At 65.6% G+C, this 16341-nt stretch carries 17 protein-coding genes; 3 read left to right on the top strand and 14 right to left on the bottom strand.

Features of this window, described 5'->3' with window-relative positions; translation table 11 throughout:
• Nucleotides 1-702, bottom strand: a complete 702-nt coding sequence (locus FAZ11_RS10755) for a tellurite resistance TerB family protein (protein WP_058773934.1) — start codon at nt 700-702, stop codon at nt 1-3.
• 193 nt (nt 703-895) lie between these two features.
• Between FAZ11_RS10755 and FAZ11_RS10760 the strand changes: the two genes are divergently transcribed.
• Nucleotides 896-1366 (top strand): nuclear transport factor 2 family protein, encoded by a 471-nt coding sequence (locus FAZ11_RS10760; RefSeq protein WP_058763802.1) that lies wholly within the window; start codon nt 896-898, stop codon nt 1364-1366.
• Nucleotides 1367-1411: 45 nt separating this feature from the next.
• Here FAZ11_RS10760 and FAZ11_RS10765 read toward each other — a convergent pair whose 3' ends face one another.
• The 13 genes from FAZ11_RS10765 to ffh form a co-directional block, all read right to left on the bottom strand.
• A complete protein-coding gene (locus FAZ11_RS10765) occupies nt 1412-2515 on the bottom strand; it encodes an NADH:flavin oxidoreductase/NADH oxidase (RefSeq protein ID WP_058773935.1) in 1104 nt (367 codons plus the stop codon).
• Nucleotides 2516-2640: 125 nt separating this feature from the next.
• On the bottom strand, nt 2641-4362 hold the full coding sequence (gene recJ / locus FAZ11_RS10770) for a single-stranded-DNA-specific exonuclease RecJ (protein ID WP_058773936.1): 1722 nt from the start codon (nt 4360-4362) through the stop codon (nt 2641-2643).
• Nucleotides 4362-4901: a YaeQ family protein gene (locus tag FAZ11_RS10775; protein ID WP_058773937.1), complete on the bottom strand. Its 540-nt coding sequence runs from the start codon at nt 4899-4901 to the stop codon at nt 4362-4364. Before FAZ11_RS10775 ends, recJ begins: the two co-directional genes overlap by 1 nt.
• Nucleotides 4902-5173: 272 nt before the next feature.
• Nucleotides 5174-6583, bottom strand: coding sequence for a threonine synthase (gene thrC, locus FAZ11_RS10780; protein ID WP_058773938.1), 1410 nt, complete (start codon nt 6581-6583; stop codon nt 5174-5176).
• A 46-nt stretch (nt 6584-6629) separates the two neighbouring features.
• Nucleotides 6630-7934, bottom strand: a complete 1305-nt coding sequence (locus FAZ11_RS10785) for a homoserine dehydrogenase (protein ID WP_058768640.1) — start codon at nt 7932-7934, stop codon at nt 6630-6632.
• Between the two features lie 60 nt (nt 7935-7994).
• Nucleotides 7995-8720, bottom strand: a complete 726-nt coding sequence (locus tag FAZ11_RS10790; RefSeq protein ID WP_058763816.1) for a DsbC family protein — start codon at nt 8718-8720, stop codon at nt 7995-7997.
• 206 nt (nt 8721-8926) lie between these two features.
• Nucleotides 8927-9817 carry a site-specific tyrosine recombinase XerD gene (xerD, locus tag FAZ11_RS10795; protein WP_058763818.1) on the bottom strand — a complete coding sequence of 297 codons (891 nt, stop codon included), beginning with the start codon at nt 9815-9817 and terminating at the stop codon, nt 8927-8929.
• On the bottom strand, nt 9814-10227 hold the full coding sequence (locus FAZ11_RS10800) for an acyl-CoA thioesterase (RefSeq protein ID WP_058768638.1): 414 nt from the start codon (nt 10225-10227) through the stop codon (nt 9814-9816). The genes xerD and FAZ11_RS10800 overlap by 4 nt, the downstream gene beginning before the upstream one ends.
• Before the next feature lie 71 nt (nt 10228-10298).
• Nucleotides 10299-10649 (bottom strand): 50S ribosomal protein L19, encoded by a 351-nt coding sequence (rplS, locus tag FAZ11_RS10805; protein WP_007160957.1) that lies wholly within the window; start codon nt 10647-10649, stop codon nt 10299-10301.
• 42 nt (nt 10650-10691) lie between these two features.
• Nucleotides 10692-11432 carry a tRNA (guanosine(37)-N1)-methyltransferase TrmD gene (trmD, locus tag FAZ11_RS10810; RefSeq protein WP_058763822.1) on the bottom strand — a complete coding sequence of 247 codons (741 nt, stop codon included), beginning with the start codon at nt 11430-11432 and terminating at the stop codon, nt 10692-10694.
• A gap of 3 nt (nt 11433-11435) precedes the next feature.
• Complete coding sequence (gene rimM, locus FAZ11_RS10815) at nt 11436-11972, bottom strand: ribosome maturation factor RimM (protein ID WP_058768636.1); 537 nt, start codon at nt 11970-11972, stop codon at nt 11436-11438.
• Between the two features lie 5 nt (nt 11973-11977).
• Nucleotides 11978-12226 (bottom strand): 30S ribosomal protein S16, encoded by a 249-nt coding sequence (gene rpsP, locus FAZ11_RS10820; RefSeq protein WP_058763826.1) that lies wholly within the window; start codon nt 12224-12226, stop codon nt 11978-11980.
• A 250-nt stretch (nt 12227-12476) separates the two neighbouring features.
• A complete protein-coding gene (ffh, locus tag FAZ11_RS10825) occupies nt 12477-13856 on the bottom strand; it encodes a signal recognition particle protein (RefSeq protein WP_058763827.1) in 1380 nt (459 codons plus the stop codon).
• 136 nt (nt 13857-13992) lie between these two features.
• On the opposite strand from ffh, the gene FAZ11_RS10830 reads away from it, so the two are divergent.
• Together FAZ11_RS10830 and FAZ11_RS10835 are read left to right on the top strand one after the other, a co-directional pair.
• Complete coding sequence (locus FAZ11_RS10830; protein WP_058763829.1) at nt 13993-14793, top strand: cytochrome C assembly family protein; 801 nt, start codon at nt 13993-13995, stop codon at nt 14791-14793.
• A gap of 189 nt (nt 14794-14982) precedes the next feature.
• Nucleotides 14983-16287 (top strand): MFS transporter, encoded by a 1305-nt coding sequence (locus tag FAZ11_RS10835; protein WP_058772151.1) that lies wholly within the window; start codon nt 14983-14985, stop codon nt 16285-16287.
• The last annotated feature ends 54 nt before the right edge of the window (nt 16288-16341 follow it).

Here is a 16341-nt window from a genome sequence, read left to right on the forward strand (position 1 = left end):
TCAGACCGCCGCGGCCTGACGCTCTAGCTCGGCACGCAGACCAGGTTCCAGGCGCAACTGACGCGCCAGCTCGTCCAGGTAGGCCTTCTCCATGTACTGCTGGTCGTCGATCAGCATCAGACTGGCCAGGTACATCTCGGCGGCGATTTCCGGGGTTTCGGCAGCGGCGGCGACCTTGGCCGGGTCCAGTGGCTGCTCCAGCTCGCGCTGCAGCCAGCTGCGCAGCTCGGGGTCGTTGTCCAGCTTGGCCATCTCGGCCTCGATGGCTTGGCGCTCCTGGGCATCCACGTGCCCATCGGCCTTGGCCGCGGCGATCAGGGCGATGAGTACGGCTCGGCCATGGGCCTCGGCTTCATGTTCGGGCACCCGGTCAACGGTACGCGGCTCGGTCGCCGGCGCGCCTTGCGCCTGGCTGGTCTGCCAGGACTGGTAAGCCTTGTAGGCGACCATGCCGAGCGCCGCCAACCCACCATAGCCGACCGCCTTGCCACCCAGGCTGCGACCGCGCTTGCTGCCCAGCAGCGCGGTCAGGGCACCCGCGGCCAGGCCACTGTTGCCCAGGCCCGACAGTAGGCCACCGAGACCGTCCTTGCCGCCCGGCGCCGCGCCAGTGTGGGTCCGCGCGGAAGAATGGCCGGTCTTGTTGGCCAAGGCTTGCTGGCCGGCCTTGAGCAGTTGATCGAGCAGACCGCGGGTGTTCATGGGCAACCTCCACAAAGAGACAGGATTCAGCACATTGAGACCGCTGGCGGCGAAGTCTGGCTCCCGGTACCTGCTTACCGGATGTTGCGATCTAGACCGCCGGGAAAAGGCTGGTCGATACAAAATATTTCTGCCCTCGGGCCACGCTCGGCGCTACTCTTGCGCCATCCCCTTGCAGTTGTGGAGACACCCCATGCGTTCGCGTCTGGCTGTGCTGTTCGCGCTTTCGCTTGCCCTCATCGCTGGCCAGGTCCAGGCCGCGGCCGAGGACGCTCGCGTGATCGCCAACCGCTATCTCGATGCTTGGAATGACCACGATGCCGAAGCCGCCAGTGCCTTGCTCGATCCCAAGGTGCAGTACTTCGATAGTGGCACGGCGACGACCGAAACCAGCCGTACCCAGGCTCGGGACAGGATCGTGCGGGTCACCCTCAAGGCCGTGCCCGACCTGCAGGTGAAGATGGTGCACAAACCGGTCATCGGGCCGCGCAGCATTGCCTTCGAGTGGGAACTCACCGGCAATACGACCACCGCCGCCGGCAAGCAACCGGTCAAGATCCGCGGTGCCAGCATCATGAGAATCCGCGATGGTCGCATCTGGTACCTGGGCGACTACTACGACAGTGATGCTCTGGAAGCACTGCTGCGACCGGCCAAGCCGTAACGGATCTCAGCCAGAGCCACCCGCCTGGGTGGCTCATAGATGCCCCTATTTTGCGCCGAACGGCTTGCGCAGCGGTGTATCCCGATGCGCCGCCCGCACGTACTGCGGCGGCCAGGAGACCTTCTCGCGTAGCGCCTCGGCGGCGTTCAACGGCCAGTAGGGATCGCGCAGCAGTTCCCGCGCCAGCAGCACCAGATCGGCCTGGCCGGTACGCAGCACATGCTCGGCCTGGGCCGCGTCGGTGATCATGCCCACCGCTCCACTGGGAATCTCCGCTTCCTTGCGGACCCGCTCGGCGAACTGGGTCTGGTAGCCGGGCCCGGTGGGAATGTCGGCCTGGGCCGCGGTGCCGCCGGAGGAGACGTCGATTAGGTCGACGCCCAGGGTCTTGAGCCGGCGTGCCAACTCCACCGTCTCATCGACGTCCCAGCCATCCTCCACCCAATCGGTGGCCGACACCCGCACGAACAACGGCAGCTCCGCCGGCCAGACCGCACGCACATCGGCGGTCACTTCCAGCAGCAGGCGGATGCGATTCTCGAAATTGCCGCCGTAGTCATCGTCGCGGCGGTTGGAGAGCGGCGAGAGGAATTGGTGCAGCAGATAGCCGTGGGCGGCATGGATCTCGGCCACCTTGAAACCGGCCGCCAGGGCACGCTCGGCGGTGTCCACGAAGGCCCGGCGAATGCTGGCGATATCCTCGCGATCCAGCGCCGTGGGGCGGGTGTGCTGGGGATCGAAGGCCACGGCCGAAGGCGCCACCGGTACCCAGCCGCCTTCAGCGATGGGCACGCTGCCGTGCTTGCCGACCCAGGGCTGCCAGGTACTGGCCTTGCGCCCGGCATGGGCCAGCTGGATGCCGGCGACGCTGCCCTGGCCTTCGATGAACTGGGTGATGCGCCGTAGCGGCTCGATCTGCTCATCTTTCCACAGGCCGAGATCCTGGGGCGTGATACGACCGTCGGGCGTGACCGCGGTGGCCTCGAAGATCACCAGGCCGGCGCCGCCCACGGCGCGACTACCGAGGTGCACCAGGTGCCAGTCGTTGGCGAAGCCGTCTTCGCTGGAGTACTGGCACATCGGGGAGACCACCACCCGGTTGGGCAGGGTCAACTGACGCAGGGTCAGAGGCTGGAACAGGAGACTCATGGCGGACCTCGTCTGATCGGGATTCACCGCATTGGAGTGTTCCCGAACAGAATAGGTCGCTGTTCCGACAGGGCTCGTCTGAAAAGTCGCCGAGCGCCACCCGCCCGGTTACCGCTCGCCGATGTCTAGCGCGGTGCCAGGTGCACCACCAGCAATTGCACGCTCTCGTTGCCGCGGAATTCGTTCACATCCAGCCGATAGGCCAACTCGGCCCAGCGGATGTTCGGATCGGGCCAGGTGTCGCGGTCGATGTTGAAGGCGATGCCGTCCAGCTCCGGACCGCCCTGCTCGCTGCGCAGGGTCAGCTTGAGGTGCCGCTCCTTGAGCAGGCGCTGGGAGAGGATCTCGAAGGTGCCGTGGAACAGCGGCTCGGGAAACTGCTGGCCCCAGGGACCGGCCTGGCGCAGGGCCTGGGCCAGGTCGAGCTGGAATTCGGTTGGGGCGAGGCAGCCATCGGTCTGCAACCGCCCGCTGAGATCGTCGGCCTGCAAGTGGCGGCGCACCTCGGCATCGAAGGCCGCGGCGAAGGTCTCGTAGTGCGCCTGGGGCAGGCTGAGACCAGCGGCCATGGCATGACCACCGAACTTGGTGATCAGCCCCGGATGACGAGTCGCCACGGCGTCCAGGGCATCGCGGATATGCAGTCCGGCCACCGAACGCGCCGAGCCCTTGAGCATGCCGGTGCCGCTGCCGTCATCGGCGAAGGCCAGCGCCGGGCGGTGATACTTCTCCTTGAGCCGCGAGGCGAGGATGCCGATCACGCCCTGGTGCCACTCCGGGTCGAACAGGCAGAGACCGAAGGGCAGGTCGTCTTCCGGCAACTCCTTGAGCTGCTTGAGCGCCTCACGCTGCATGCCCTGCTCGATGCTCTTGCGATCCTTGTTGAAGTCGTCGAGCTGCTGGGCGTATTCGCGCGCCAGCTCGGGGTCCTCGCAGAGCAGCAGCTCGATGCCGATGGACATGTCGTCCAGGCGACCGGCCGCATTGAGCCGCGGGCCGAGGATGAAGCCCAGGTCGCTGGAAGCCACCTTGCCCGGCTGGCGCCCGGCGACTTCCAGCAGCGCCTTGAGCCCCGGCCGTGCGCGGCCGGCGCGGATGCGCATCAACCCCTGGTGCACCAGGATACGGTTGTTGGCATCCAGCGGGACCACGTCGGCCACGCTGCCGAGGGCGACCAGATCCAGCAATTCGGCCAAGTTGGGCTCGGTCAGGCCCTGGCGGGCGAACCAGCCGCTCTCGCGCAGGCGACTGCGCAGGGCCAGCATCACATAGAAGATCACCCCCACCCCGGCGATGCACTTGCTGGGGAAGGCGCAGGCCGGCTGATTGGGATTTACGATGGCATCGGCGGCGGGCAATTCGGCGCCCGGCAGGTGATGGTCGGTGATGACCACCTGCAGCCCGGCGGCCTTGGCCGCAGCGACGCCGTCCAGGCTGGAGATGCCGTTGTCGACGGTGAGCAGCACCTCGGGTTCGCGCTGCAGGGCCACGGCGACGATCTCGGGCGTCAGGCCGTAGCCGTATTCGAAGCGATTGGGCACCAAATAGTCGACCCAGGCCGCACCCAGGCGACGCAGCGCCAGCACGCCCACGGCACTGGCGGTGGCGCCATCGGCATCGAAGTCGCCGACGATGAGGATGCGCCGGCGCTCTTCCAGGGCAAAGGCCAGCAGCTCCACCGCCGCTTCGATGCCCTTGAGCTGGTGATAGGGCACCAGCCGCGCCAGGCCCTTGTCCAGTTCTTCTGGTTGGGTCACGCCGCGGGCGGCATAGAGCCGGGTGAGCAGCGGCGGCAGATCGCCCAGATCGGGCAATACCGCCGGTAGCGGGCGGGGCTCCAGGCGCATCAACGCTCGCCCAGCAGCCATTCCAGCTGCAGTTCGTGCTGACCGCGGTCGTCGGTGACGAACAGGGTGCCTTCGCTGATCATCACCTGCCAGGAGATGCTGCGCGGCAGGTCGCGGGCCAATTCGGCCAGCGGCTCGGCGGGCACCGCGGCGATGTGCAGATTCTTCAGCGTCCTGACCGCATCCACCACCTTGGTCTGCCAGACGCGCAGGTTGCCATAGGCCAGCAGGCTGGTGCGTTCAGTCCGGCGGCTGCACCAGGTCAGGCGCTCGGCATCGGGCTGACCGACCTCGATCCAGTGCAGCACCCGGCCATCGAGACTCTTCTCCCACAGCGCCGGCTCGTCGACGTCGGACAGGCCACGACCGAAGGCCAGTTGCTCGTTGTACCAGAGCACATAGGCCAGCAACCGCACCGCCAGCCGCTCCTCGGTCTCGGAGGGATGCCGCGCCACGGTCAGGCGCAGATTCTCGTAGACCCCACGATCCAGATCGGTGAGGTTGAGTTCGACTTTGTAGGGCGTGGCTTGCAGAGCCATGGGCGGGTCACCGGCAGGGAAAGCCGGACATTGTACCGGAAAAGGCAGGAGGGCTTGGGGACCGTGGATCCGTAGGTCAGGCTGAGCGCAGCGAAGCCCAACGCTAGAAGGTTCGAATCCGCCTTGTTGGGCTTCGACGATGGGACCGTCTCAACCCAACCTACCCGAGACGTAGGGTGGAAAACCGCGCAGCGTTTTCCAAGCTGGGCTTAGGACATCGGTGGGTAAGGCTGCGCCGTTACCCACCCTACGCCGCGATAAGCGCCTAAAACCTACAGCGGCTGCCCACGCTTGCCGTGGCGGCTGACGAAGGCCTGGACGGCGGCCAGGTCGTTGGGCAGCACGGTGCAGCGCTCTTCGCGTTGCAGCAGGTCGGCCAGGTGGGTCGGCAGGCTGAGGGTGGCGCCGATGCCGGCCTTTTCCACCGCTTCGGGGAATTTCACCGGGTGAGCGGTACCCAGCACCACCATGGGCGTGGCCAGGCTGCGACGGCATTCACGGGCCGCGCGCACGCCGATGGCGGTATGCGGATCCAGCACCTCGCCGGTGGCGGCATAGACCTCGGCGATGGTGGCGCAGGTGTCTTCGTCGCTCACCGCCAAGGAATCGAACAGCTTACGCGCCTCGGTCCAGCGATCATCCGCCACCGACAGCTTGCCACTGGCGCGGAAGCCGGCCATCAGCTCGGCCAGGGCCTGGCCGTCGCGACCGTGCAGGTCGAACAGCAGGCGCTCGAAGTTGGACGACACCATGATGTCCATGGACGGCGACAGCGAGGCTTCCAGCTCCTGCTTGTCGTAGCGGTTGCCGGACATGAAGCGGTGCAGGATGTCGTTGCGGTTGGTGGCCACCACCAGTTGGCTCACCGGCAGGCCCATGTTGCGCGCCAGGTAGCCCGCGAAGATGTCGCCGAAGTTGCCGGTGGGCACCGAGAAGGCGATGGAGCGCGCTGGGGCGCCCAGCTGCAGGGCCGCGTGGAAGTAATAGACGATCTGGGCCATGATCCGCGCCCAGTTGATCGAGTTGACCGCCACCAGCGGGGTACCCTTGAGGAAGCCCTGGTCGGCGAAGCTGGCCTTGACCATCTCCTGGCAGTCGTCGAAGTTGCCTTCGATGGCGATGTTGTGGATGTTGTCGCCCAGCAGCGTGGTCATCTGCCGGCGCTGTACTTCCGACACCCGCTGGTGCGGATGCAGGATGAAGATATCCACGTTGTCACAGCGCTTGCAGCCCTCGATGGCCGCCGAACCGGTATCCCCGGAGGTGGCACCCATGATCACCACGCGCTCGCCGCGCTTGGCCAGCACGTGGTCGAGCAGGCGCCCCAGCAGTTGCAGGGCGAAGTCCTTGAAGGCCAGGGTCGGGCCGTGGAACAGCTCCAGTACCCACTCGTTGGCGTCCAGCTGACGCAGCGGCGCGATGGAACTGTGGGCGAAACCGGCGTAGGTCTCTTCCAGGATGGCCTTGAATTCGGCATCGGCGATGGAACCGGCGACGAAGGGTTTCATCACCCGGAAGGCCAGCTCGTGGTAGGGCAGACCGGCCCAGGAGGCGATCTCCTCCAGGGAAAAGCGCGGCAGGTTCTCCGGCACGTAGAGACCGCCATCGCTGGCGAGACCCGCCAGCAGGACTTCTTCGAAATTCAGCGCGGGCGCCTGGCCGCGGGTACTGATGTAACGCATGACTCGACCTCGGTAAAGACGGCGGCGCCGCGCGCCGCCAGGCTGCTCAGTTCAGGTGCTCGACCCGGATGCGGACCACGTCGCCGACCACGTCGTCCAGGGCTTCCAGGGCGGCGATGGCCTCGACCATGTGGCGCTCGGTCACGCGGTGGGTGATGAGGATCATGGGCACCAGGCCGTCATGTTCCTCGGCTTCCTTCTGCATGATGGACTCGATGTTGATGCCACGCGCCGAGAGGATGCTCGCCACCTGGGCCAGCACGCCCGGGTGGTCCTTGGCCTGGATGCGCAGATAGTAGGCGCTCTCGCAGGACTCGATCGGCAGCACCGGATGGTCGGACAGCGCATCGGGCTGGAAGGCCAGGTGCGGCACGCGATTCTCCGGGTCGGAGGTCATGGCGCGGACCACGTCCACCAGGTCGGCCACCACGGCCGAAGCGGTAGGCTCGCGACCGGCACCGGCGCCGTAGAACAGCGTCGAGCCGACGGCGTCGCCGTTGACCATCACCGCATTCATCACGCCGTTGACGTTGGCGATCAGGCGATCGGCCGGGATCAGCGTCGGGTGCACCCGCAGCTCGATACCCTGGGCGGTGCTGCGCGCCACGCCCAGGTGCTTGATGCGATAGCCCAGCGCCTCGGCGTAGCCGACGTCGGCGGTGGTCAGGCGGGTGATGCCCTCGGTGTAGGCCTTGTCGAATTGCAGCGGGATGCCGAAGGCGATGGACGCCAGGATGGTCAGCTTGTGGGCGGCATCGATGCCTTCGACGTCGAAGGTCGGATCGGCTTCGGCATAGCCCAGCGCCTGGGCTTCGGCCAGGACGTCGGGGAAGGTACGACCCTTCTCGCGCATCTCGGACAGGATGAAGTTGCCGGTGCCGTTGATGATGCCGGCCACCCAGTTGATGCGGTTGGCCGCCAGGCCTTCGCGCAGGGCCTTGATCACCGGGATGCCGCCGGCCACCGAGGCCTCGAAGGCGACGATCACGCCCTGCTCGCGCGCCTTGGCGAAGATCTCGTTGCCGTGCACGGCGATCAGCGCCTTGTTGGCGGTGACCACGTGCTTGCCATTGGCGATGGCACGCAGCACCAGCTCGCGGGCCAGGGTGTAGCCGCCGATCAACTCGACGACCACATCGATCTCGGGATTGTCCGCCACCGCCAGGACCTCGGCGGTGATCGGCGTGCTGCCGGTATCGCAATGGGGATTCGGTCGACGCTGGGCGATCTGCGCCACCTCGATACCCCGCCCGGCGCGCCGGGCGATTTCCTCGGCGTTACGCTTGAGTACGTTGAAGGTCCCGCTGCCCACGGTACCCAGACCACAGATGCCTACTTTGACCGGCTTCACACCCTTATCCCCATGTCATGTGGCGCCGCTCCGCGGCCCCTAAAGTCTTTGTTACGGCGCCTAGCGCGCGCTGATGGCGGCTTCCGCCAACTGATCGGCCGGCTGATAGCCCGGGATCATCTGGCCATCGGCGAGGATGATCGCCGGCGTGCCCTGGATCCCCATGTTCTGTCCCAGCGCGAATTGCTGGGCGACCGGATTCTGGCAGGTCTCGGACTTGACCTCACGCCCGGTGAACATCTGGTTCAGCGCCGCGGGCTTGTCCTTGGCACACCACACCGCTTCCAGCTGCTTGGAGCCCGGCGAGCCCATGCCCTGGCGCGGGAAGGCCAGGTAGCGCACCTCGATGCCGCGCTTGTTCAGCTCGGGCACCTCGGCATGCAGCTTCTGGCAATAGGGGCAGGTGGTGTCGGTGAAGACGGTGATGTGCGCCTTGGTCTCGCCCTGGGCCGGATAGATGATCATCTGGCTACGGTCGAGGCCGTTGATCTGCCGTGCCACGGCGGCGTTCTCGGCCTTCTCGGTCAGGTTGGCGGCCTTGCCGTCCTTGACCTGATACAGATAGCCCTGCATGACGAACTGGCCATCGCCACTGGCGTAGAGCACCCGGCCGCCCTTGAGCTGGACCTGGTAGAGACCGTCCAGCGGACTCTTGGCGATGGACTCGATGGCGAGATTGGGTTGTAGCGCGGTCAGGCTCTGGCGGATGGCCTGCTCAGGTTCGGCCTGAGCCAGTTGCACGCCGAGCCCCAGGCAAGCGGCGAGCAACAGTTGGGAAATACGCATGGTTGACTCCTGTTGAGACGCCGGCAAGCCTACCACAGACGTACCGGCTAAGAGCCTGTTCAAAGGCTCGCGAGCTAGAGCCAAACAAGGCGAAAATGGCTGAGGAAGCGGAGTTTACAGGTAGTAAATGAGCATTCCGAAGCCATTTTCAACGCCGTTTGGCCGACGCGCAGCAGACTTTGAACAGGCTCTAAGGCGATTCCGCCCTAGCCGCGTGGATGGTGCTGGGCGTGCAGTTGTTGCAGGCGCACCCGGGCGACATGGGTATAGATCTGGGTGGTGGACAGACTGGTATGGCCGAGCAGCATCTGCACCGTGCGCAGATCGGCGCCATGGTTGAGCAGATGGGTGGCGAAGGCGTGCCTCAGGGTGTGTGGCGACAGCGAGGTGCGGATGCCGGCCACCTGGGCGTGCAGCTTGATGCGATGCCAAAAGGTCTGCCGCGTCATGACCGTGCCCCGCTGGCTGGGAAAGAGGACGTCGCCGGGCTGACCACCCAGCAGCAGCGGTCGCGCGGTCTTGAGGTAATCCTCCAGCCAGGCGATGGCCTCCTCCCCCAGGGGAATCAGCCGCTCCTTGCTGCCCTTGCCGAATACCCGCAGCGAACCCTCGCGCAGATTGACCTCGTCCAGGGTCAGGCTGACCAGCTCGGTCACCCGCAGGCCGGTGGCATAGAGCACTTCGAGCATGGTGCGATCACGCAGCCCGAGGGTGTCCTCGGTATCGGGCGCGGCCAGCAGGGCTTCAACGTCCGCTTCGGATAGGCTCTTGGGCAAAGGGGCGCCCAGCTGCGGCATGCTCACCAGCAGCGTGGGATCCTCAGCGATGCGGCTCTCGCGCACGGCATATTTATAGAAGCTGCGCAGACCGGAGAGAAAGCGCGCGGTGGAACGCGCCTGGTAGCCCTCGCTCAACCGCCAGCCGAGGTGATCGAGCACGGCGTCGCGGCCGACCGTCTCCAGGGTCAGGCCCCTCGCCTCCAGCCAGCGGGCGAAGGCCAGCAGGTCGGTGCGGTAGGCGCTACGGGTATGGGGCGACAGGCCCTTTTCCAGCCACAGGGCGTCGAGGAATTCCTCGATCAGCCGTTCGCTGCTCACGCGGCGAATCCCGGCAGGACCGGCGTCGGCTTGCCCGCCTCATCGACGGCAACGAAGCTGAAGGCCCCATTGATGGCGCGCTCGCGACCTTCCGCCAGCATGCCCTCGACGAACACCTCGACCTGCACCTTGAGGCTGGTGTTGCCGACCTTCACCACCCGCCCGATCAGCTCGACGATGGAACCGGCGGGAATGGGATGGTTGAAATCGATGCGATCGGTGGAGACAGTCACCAGCTTCTTGCGGCAGAAGCGCGTCGCCGTGATGAAGGACACCTCGTCCATCCAGGCCAGGGCGGTGCCGCCGAACAGGGTGTCGTGGTGATTGGTGGTGGGCGGGAATACCGCCTTGGCCACCCGGGTTTCCGCCAGTGCGGTGCGCCGCTGGATTTCCGCTTCGCGGGTCGTCATGCCTTACCTTTGTCTCAAACCTCAGAAACGAAAAAAGCAGCCGTAGCTGCTTTTTTCTGGTCACGCCGCGATCAGGAAAGCTTTTCCTTGATGCGGGCAGCCTTGCCGGACAGTTCGCGCAGGTAGTACAGCTTGGCCTTGCGCACGTCGCCGCGACGCTTGACGCTCAGGCTGTCGACCAGCGGGCTGTAGGTCTGGAAGGTACGCTCGACGCCAACGCCGTTGGAGATCTTGCGCACGGTGAAGGCGCTGTTCAGGCCGCGGTTACGCTTGCCGATCACCACGCCTTCGAAGGCCTGCAGACGCTGACGGTCGCCTTCCTTCACCTTCACCTGGACAATCACGGTGTCGCCGGGGGCGAACGCCGGGATTTCTTTGTTCATCTGCTCAGCTTCGATCTGGGCAATGATTTTGTTGGTCATGTCACTCTGCTCCTAAGACAGGCCGCGGCCCGCCATCGATACCTAACTATCGTTCCGCTGACGAAGATATTCCGCCAACAGGTTCTGCTCTTCTCCAGAAAGCGAGCGGCCATCCAGAAGATCGGCGCGTCGCTCCGCAGTACGTCCCAGGGACTGCTGCAGGCGCCAGCGCCGGATATGCTCGTGGTTACCACTGAGCAACACATCGGGTACGCGACGTCCCTCGTACACCTCGGGTCGGGTGTAGTGCGGGCAATCGAGCAGACCGTCGGTGAACGAGTCCTGCTCGGCGGAATCCACATGCCCCAAGGCTCCGGGCAGCAGTCGCGTGACCCCATCGATCAGCACCATGGCCGGCAATTCACCGCCGGACAGCACATAGTCGCCAATCGACCACTCCTCATCCACGTGCGTCTCGATGAAACGCTCGTCGATGCCTTCGTAACGCCCGGCGATGAGGATCAGATGTTCCTCTTGCGCCAGTTCCCGTACCGCCGCCTGGTCGAGCTTGCGACCCTGGGGGGACAGGTAGATCACCTTCGCCGCCGCCGATTCACCCTTGGCATCGGCCAGGGCGCGCTCCAGCGGTTGGATCTTCATGACCATGCCGGGACCGCCGCCGAAGGGCCGGTCGTCCACGGTCTGGTGGCGATCCTCGGTATAGCTGCGCGGGTTGTAGCAGGTCAGCTCCAGGAGCCCCTGCTTCATCGCGCGACCGCTCACGCCATAGGCGCTCACGGCCTCGAACATCTCGGGAAAGATGCTGATGACATCGATACGCATGGATTAGAAATCCGCGTCCCAGTCGACCTGCATCTCACCCTTGGCCAGATCCACCACCAGCACGTACTGGTCGGGCAGATAAGGCAGCAGACGCTCACGATCGTCGAGGCTGCCAGCACAGGGCTTGACCACCATGACGTCGTTGGCCCCGGTCTCCAGCAGATGATCCACCACGCCCAGCCACTGGCCTTCGCGATTGATCACCTTGAGACCTTCCAACTGATGCCAGTAATAGTCACCGGCGCCCAGTTGGGGCAATTCACTGCGCGGCACGCAGATCTCGAAACCAGCCAACAGACGGGCCTCTTCGCGATCATCCAGGCCCTGTAGACGTACCGTCAGGACCTTGCCGTGCAATCGTCCGCCGAGCACCTTGACCTGCCGGGTCTCGCCATCGCGCCGCAGCGTCCAGGTCCGATAGTCCAGCAGATTGTCGAGCGGATCGGTGAACGAGTAGATCTTGAGCTCACCCCGTACGCCAAAGACCGAAACAATCTTGCCCAGGACCACCAGGTCGGGGGCGGAGGTCGGCGTACTCATGGTCTTCAGGCGGTAGCCTGAGCGCTCTTGAGCAGCTGAGCGACGCGCTCGGACGGCTGAGCGCCCTGAGCCAGCCAGTAGTTGGCACGCTCTTGGTCTACCGACAGACGGACTTCGGCGCCGCTGGCGATCGGGTTGAAGAAACCGATGCGCTCGACGAAGCGACCATCGCGCGCGTTGCGGCTGTTGGTCACGGTCAGGTGGTAGAAGGGGCGCTTCTTGGAGCCGCCACGGGCTAGACGGATGGTTACCATTGAACTTCGTTCCTGTAGTCGGTGCTTGTAACTGTGGGCACGCTGGGCCACATGGCCCGAAAGGCCGCATATTCTAAGGGCTGTTACCCGGTTTGCCAATGGCTTTCAACGGTGCCTTAGGCATTGCGGCAGCCTGGAGACGCCAGCAGCGGAGCCTCGTCGCTCGCGAAGGTGCATCAGCACTGGTGCCAACGCCCCACGCAGAGCCCTTGCCGGTGCCGACCATCTGGCGACGGGCGGCACCTGGAAATCACATCTTGGGCATGCCGCCGCCGGGGAACATGCTGCCCATGCCCCGCATCATCTTGGCCATGCCGCCCTTGGCGGTGACCTTCTTCATCATCTTCTGCATCTGCTTGTGCTGCTTGATGAGGCGGCCGACATCCTGCACCTGGGTGCCGGAGCCGAGGGCGATACGCTTCTTACGCGAGCCGCTGATCAGCTCCGGATCGCGGCGCTCGGCCGGGGTCATGGAGTCGATGATGGCTTCCATCTGCTTGAAGTGCTTCTCGGCCGCGCCCTGGGCGTTGCCCATCTGCTGGATGTTCATGCCGCCCATCATGGTTGGCAGCTTGTCCATCAGCGAGCCCAGACCGCCCATGTTCTTCATCTGGCGCAGTTGGTCGCGGAAGTCTTCGAGATCGAAGCCCTTGCCCTTCTTGAGCTTCTTGGCCAGCTTGTCGGCCTTCTCGCGATCCAGGGTCTGTTCGGCCTGCTCGATCAGCGAGAGGACGTCGCCCATGCCGAGGATCCGCGAGGCGACACGGTCCGGGTGGAAGGGATCGAGGGCCTCGCTCTTCTCGCCCATGCCGATGAACTTGATCGGCTTGCCGGTGATATGGCGCACCGACAGGGCGGCACCACCGCGGGCGTCACCATCGACCTTGGTCAGGATCACGCCGGTGAGCGGCAGGGCGTCGTTGAACGCCTTGGCGGTGTTGGCGGCATCCTGACCGGTCATGGCGTCGACCACGAACAGGGTCTCGGCCGGCTTGGTGGCGGCATGGACCTGCTGGATCTCGTCCATCATTTCGCTGTCGACGTGCAGGCGACCGGCGGTGTCGACGATGACCACGTCGATGAACTTGAGCTTGGCCTCGCGGATGGCGGCCTGGGCGATGTCCACCGGCTTTTGGCTGAGGTCGGAGGGGAAGAAGGTGACGCCCACCTCCCCCGCCAGGGTTTCCAGCTGCTTGATGGCGGCCGGGCGATAGACGTCGGCGGAGACGACCATGACGGTCTTCTTCTTGCGCTCCTTGAGGAAGCGCGCCAGCTTGCCGGCGGTGGTGGTCTTGCCCGCACCCTGCAGGCCGGCCATGAGGATGACCGCGGGCGGCGCCACGTTGAGCGCCAGGTCTTCGTTGGCCGCGCCCATGATGGCTTCGAGTTCGGCGCGGACGATCTTCACGAAGGCCTGGCCTGGGGTCAGGCTCTTGGACACCTCGGTGCCGACTGCGCGCTCCTTGACCCGGTTGACGAACTCCTTGACCACCGGCAAGGCCACGTCCGCCTCGAGCAGCGCCATGCGCACCTCGCGCAGGGTGTCCTTGATGTTGTCTTCGGTGAGCTTGGCCTTGCCGGTAATGTGGCGCAGGCTTTGTGACAGGCGGTCTGTGAGATTCTCGAACATGCGGACATCCAGGGCGGAAACGGCGGCTGACCGCCGAGTATAGCGAAGACCGCCAGGCCAGGGTATCCGCCAGGCTTTCTGTGCCGGCCGGTCTGTGCCACACTCGCCTGCTTTCCGCTCTGCTGAAACCGGACTCATGCACGCCCTGCTGCCCACCCTCCTGGCCGCCGTCCTGTACCTCGCCGCGACCCTCTACCAGGGCAGTTGCCTGCTGCGCAAAAGGCCTTCGAGCAAGCCCCTGGTCCTGGGTGCCGGCGTACTGGCCCTGTTGCCCCATGCGCTGGCGGTCTATCTGCAGATGACCCTCGAGCCGACCCTGAGCCTGGACTTCTTCGACGCCTCCAGCCTGATCGCGGCGACCGCCATCGCGCTGATGTTGATCGGCTGCCTACGCATGCCGCTGCAGCCGCTGCTGGTGCTGGTCTATCCCCTCGGGGCGGTGACCGCGCTACTGGCGGAATTCGTGCCACCCGGCACGGTGGCGCCGCTGGACGTCTCGCCCAGGATCGTGGTGCACGTGCTGCTGTCGATCGTCGCCTACGGCCTCTTCACCCTGGCGGCACTGCAGTCCTGCCTGGTGCTGTTGCAGAACCATCAACTCAAGAACAAGCATCCCTCGGGGCTGATCCGCAGCTTTCCGCCGCTGCAGACCATGGAAAGCCTGCTGTTCGGCTTTCTCTGGGCCGGCTGGGTGGTGCTGTCGCTGGCGCTGATCTCCGGCTGGTTCTTCGTCGAGGACATGTTCGCCCAGCACCTGATCCACAAGACGGTACTCTCCTGCATCGCCTGGGTGGTGTTCGGCATCCTGCTGTGGGGCCGCCATCGCCTGGGCTGGCGCGGCCATAGGGCGATCCGCTGGACGCTGCTCGGTTTCATCCTGCTGATGCTGGCCTACTTCGGCAGCAAGCTGGTGCGGGAATTCATCCTGCATCGTTGACAGCCGTCCTTCCGCTACCCGCATAATCGGATGACCGATCCACGTTCGGCGCGCTCCGGCCAACAGCCGCTTCGCGCCAGGCACGTCATAATCAGGTCGTCCCGCCCGTCCCCATCCTCGGACAGCCGCTGCCCCATCGGGCCGCTCCGGCAGACGCCTCCTACAAGAACGACTGCCCGGTACCTCTGCATGTCCACTACCGCCGCCGCTTTCGACGCGTCCACGCCCGTTCCGCGCAATTCCCCGACCCGCGTGGCCACCGCCAGCTTCATCGGCACCGCCATCGAGTTCTACGATTTCTACGTCTACGCCACGGCCGCCGCCCTGGTGATCGGCCCGGTGTTCTTTCCCCAGGGCTCGGGCGTGGCCCAGACCCTGAGCGCCTTCATCACCTTCGGCATCGCCTTCCTGGCGCGACCGCTGGGCTCGCTGTTGTTCGGCCACTTTGGCGATCGCATCGGCCGCAAGTCCACCCTGGTGGCTTCGCTGTTGCTGATGGGCATTTCCACTACTCTGATCGGCCTCTTGCCCGGCTATGCCAGCATCGGCGTCTGGGCGCCCATCCTGCTGTGCGTGCTGAGATTCGGCCAGGGCCTGGGACTGGGCGGCGAATGGGGTGGTGCGGCGCTGCTGGCCACCGAGAACGCCCCACCCGGCAAGCGCGCCTGGTTCGGCATGTTCCCCCAGCTCGGTCCGTCCATCGGCTTCCTGCTGGCCAACGGCCTGTTCCTCGCCCTGGCACTGTTGCTGGACGACGAGCAATTCCGTGCCTGGGGCTGGCGCATTCCCTTCCTGCTCAGCGCCCTGCTGGTGGTGGTCGGCCTCTATGTACGGCTGTCGCTACACGAGACGCCAGTGTTCGCCGAGGCCATGGCCCGCCGCGAGAAGCTGCGCCTGCCCATGGCCGAGACCTTCGGCAAACATGGCAAGGCGGTGCTACTGGGGGCCCTGAGCATGGTGGTGTGCTATGCCCTCTTCTATATCTCCACGGTGTTCTCGCTGAGCTACGGGGTGAAGAACCTCGGCTACAGCCGGCAGGAATTCCTCGGCCTGCTGTGCATCGCGGTGCTGTTCATGGCCCTGGCGACGCCGCTGTCGGCCTGGCTGGCGGATCGCTTCGGGCGCAAGCCGGTGCTGGCGGCCAGCGCCCTCGCTGCCCTGCTGTCGGGCTTCGCCATGGAGCCGCTGCTGACCCACGGCTCGAGCCAGGCCGTAGGACTGTTCCTGGCCCTGGAGCTGTTTCTCATGGGCATGACCTTCGGCCCCATGGGCGCCCTGCTGCCAGAGATCTTTCCGACCCGGGTGCGCTACACCGGCGCCTCGGCAGCTTACAACCTCGGCGGCATCCTCGGCGCCTCGCTGGCCCCCTATGCCGCGCAGCAGCTGGTGGAAGCCGGTGGCCTGAGCTGGGTGGGCGGCTACGTCTCGGCGGCGGCAGCGATCAGTCTGCTGGCGGTGCTGTGCATGCGCGAGACCCGGGATCAGTCGCTGTAGAGTCTTCGGCGCATGAAAAAGGGCCCCGCGGGGCCCTTTTGCGTGGGGTAAAGA

Origin of the sequence: Pseudomonas rhizoryzae (assembly GCF_005250615.1) — a bacterium.
Taxonomy (GTDB): domain Bacteria; phylum Pseudomonadota; class Gammaproteobacteria; order Pseudomonadales; family Pseudomonadaceae; genus Chryseomonas; species Chryseomonas rhizoryzae.

What these genes read in the sequence shown, in the direction of transcription:
- ffh (WP_058763827.1), bottom strand. Translation starts at nt 13,856, where the DNA reads ATGTTCGAGAATCTCACAGACCGCCTGTCACAAAGCCTGCGCCACATT.
- thrC (WP_058773938.1), bottom strand. Translation starts at nt 6,583, where the DNA reads ATGCGTTACATCAGTACCCGCGGCCAGGCGCCCGCGCTGAATTTCGAA.
- FAZ11_RS10790 (WP_058763816.1), bottom strand. Translation starts at nt 8,720, where the DNA reads ATGCGTATTTCCCAACTGTTGCTCGCCGCTTGCCTGGGGCTCGGCGTG.
- FAZ11_RS10765 (WP_058773935.1), bottom strand. Translation starts at nt 2,515, where the DNA reads ATGAGTCTCCTGTTCCAGCCTCTGACCCTGCGTCAGTTGACCCTGCCC.
- rplS (WP_007160957.1), bottom strand. Translation starts at nt 10,649, where the DNA reads ATGACCAACAAAATCATTGCCCAGATCGAAGCTGAGCAGATGAACAAA.
- FAZ11_RS10835 (WP_058772151.1), top strand. Translation starts at nt 14,983, where the DNA reads ATGTCCACTACCGCCGCCGCTTTCGACGCGTCCACGCCCGTTCCGCGC.
- FAZ11_RS10775 (WP_058773937.1), bottom strand. Translation starts at nt 4,901, where the DNA reads ATGGCTCTGCAAGCCACGCCCTACAAAGTCGAACTCAACCTCACCGAT.
- FAZ11_RS10760 (WP_058763802.1), top strand. Translation starts at nt 896, where the DNA reads ATGCGTTCGCGTCTGGCTGTGCTGTTCGCGCTTTCGCTTGCCCTCATC.
- FAZ11_RS10800 (WP_058768638.1), bottom strand. Translation starts at nt 10,227, where the DNA reads ATGACGACCCGCGAAGCGGAAATCCAGCGGCGCACCGCACTGGCGGAA.
- trmD (WP_058763822.1), bottom strand. Translation starts at nt 11,432, where the DNA reads ATGCGTATCGATGTCATCAGCATCTTTCCCGAGATGTTCGAGGCCGTG.
- FAZ11_RS10830 (WP_058763829.1), top strand. Translation starts at nt 13,993, where the DNA reads ATGCACGCCCTGCTGCCCACCCTCCTGGCCGCCGTCCTGTACCTCGCC.
- rimM (WP_058768636.1), bottom strand. Translation starts at nt 11,972, where the DNA reads ATGAGTACGCCGACCTCCGCCCCCGACCTGGTGGTCCTGGGCAAGATT.
- FAZ11_RS10755 (WP_058773934.1), bottom strand. Translation starts at nt 702, where the DNA reads ATGAACACCCGCGGTCTGCTCGATCAACTGCTCAAGGCCGGCCAGCAA.
- recJ (WP_058773936.1), bottom strand. Translation starts at nt 4,362, where the DNA reads ATGCGCCTGGAGCCCCGCCCGCTACCGGCGGTATTGCCCGATCTGGGC.
- rpsP (WP_058763826.1), bottom strand. Translation starts at nt 12,226, where the DNA reads ATGGTAACCATCCGTCTAGCCCGTGGCGGCTCCAAGAAGCGCCCCTTC.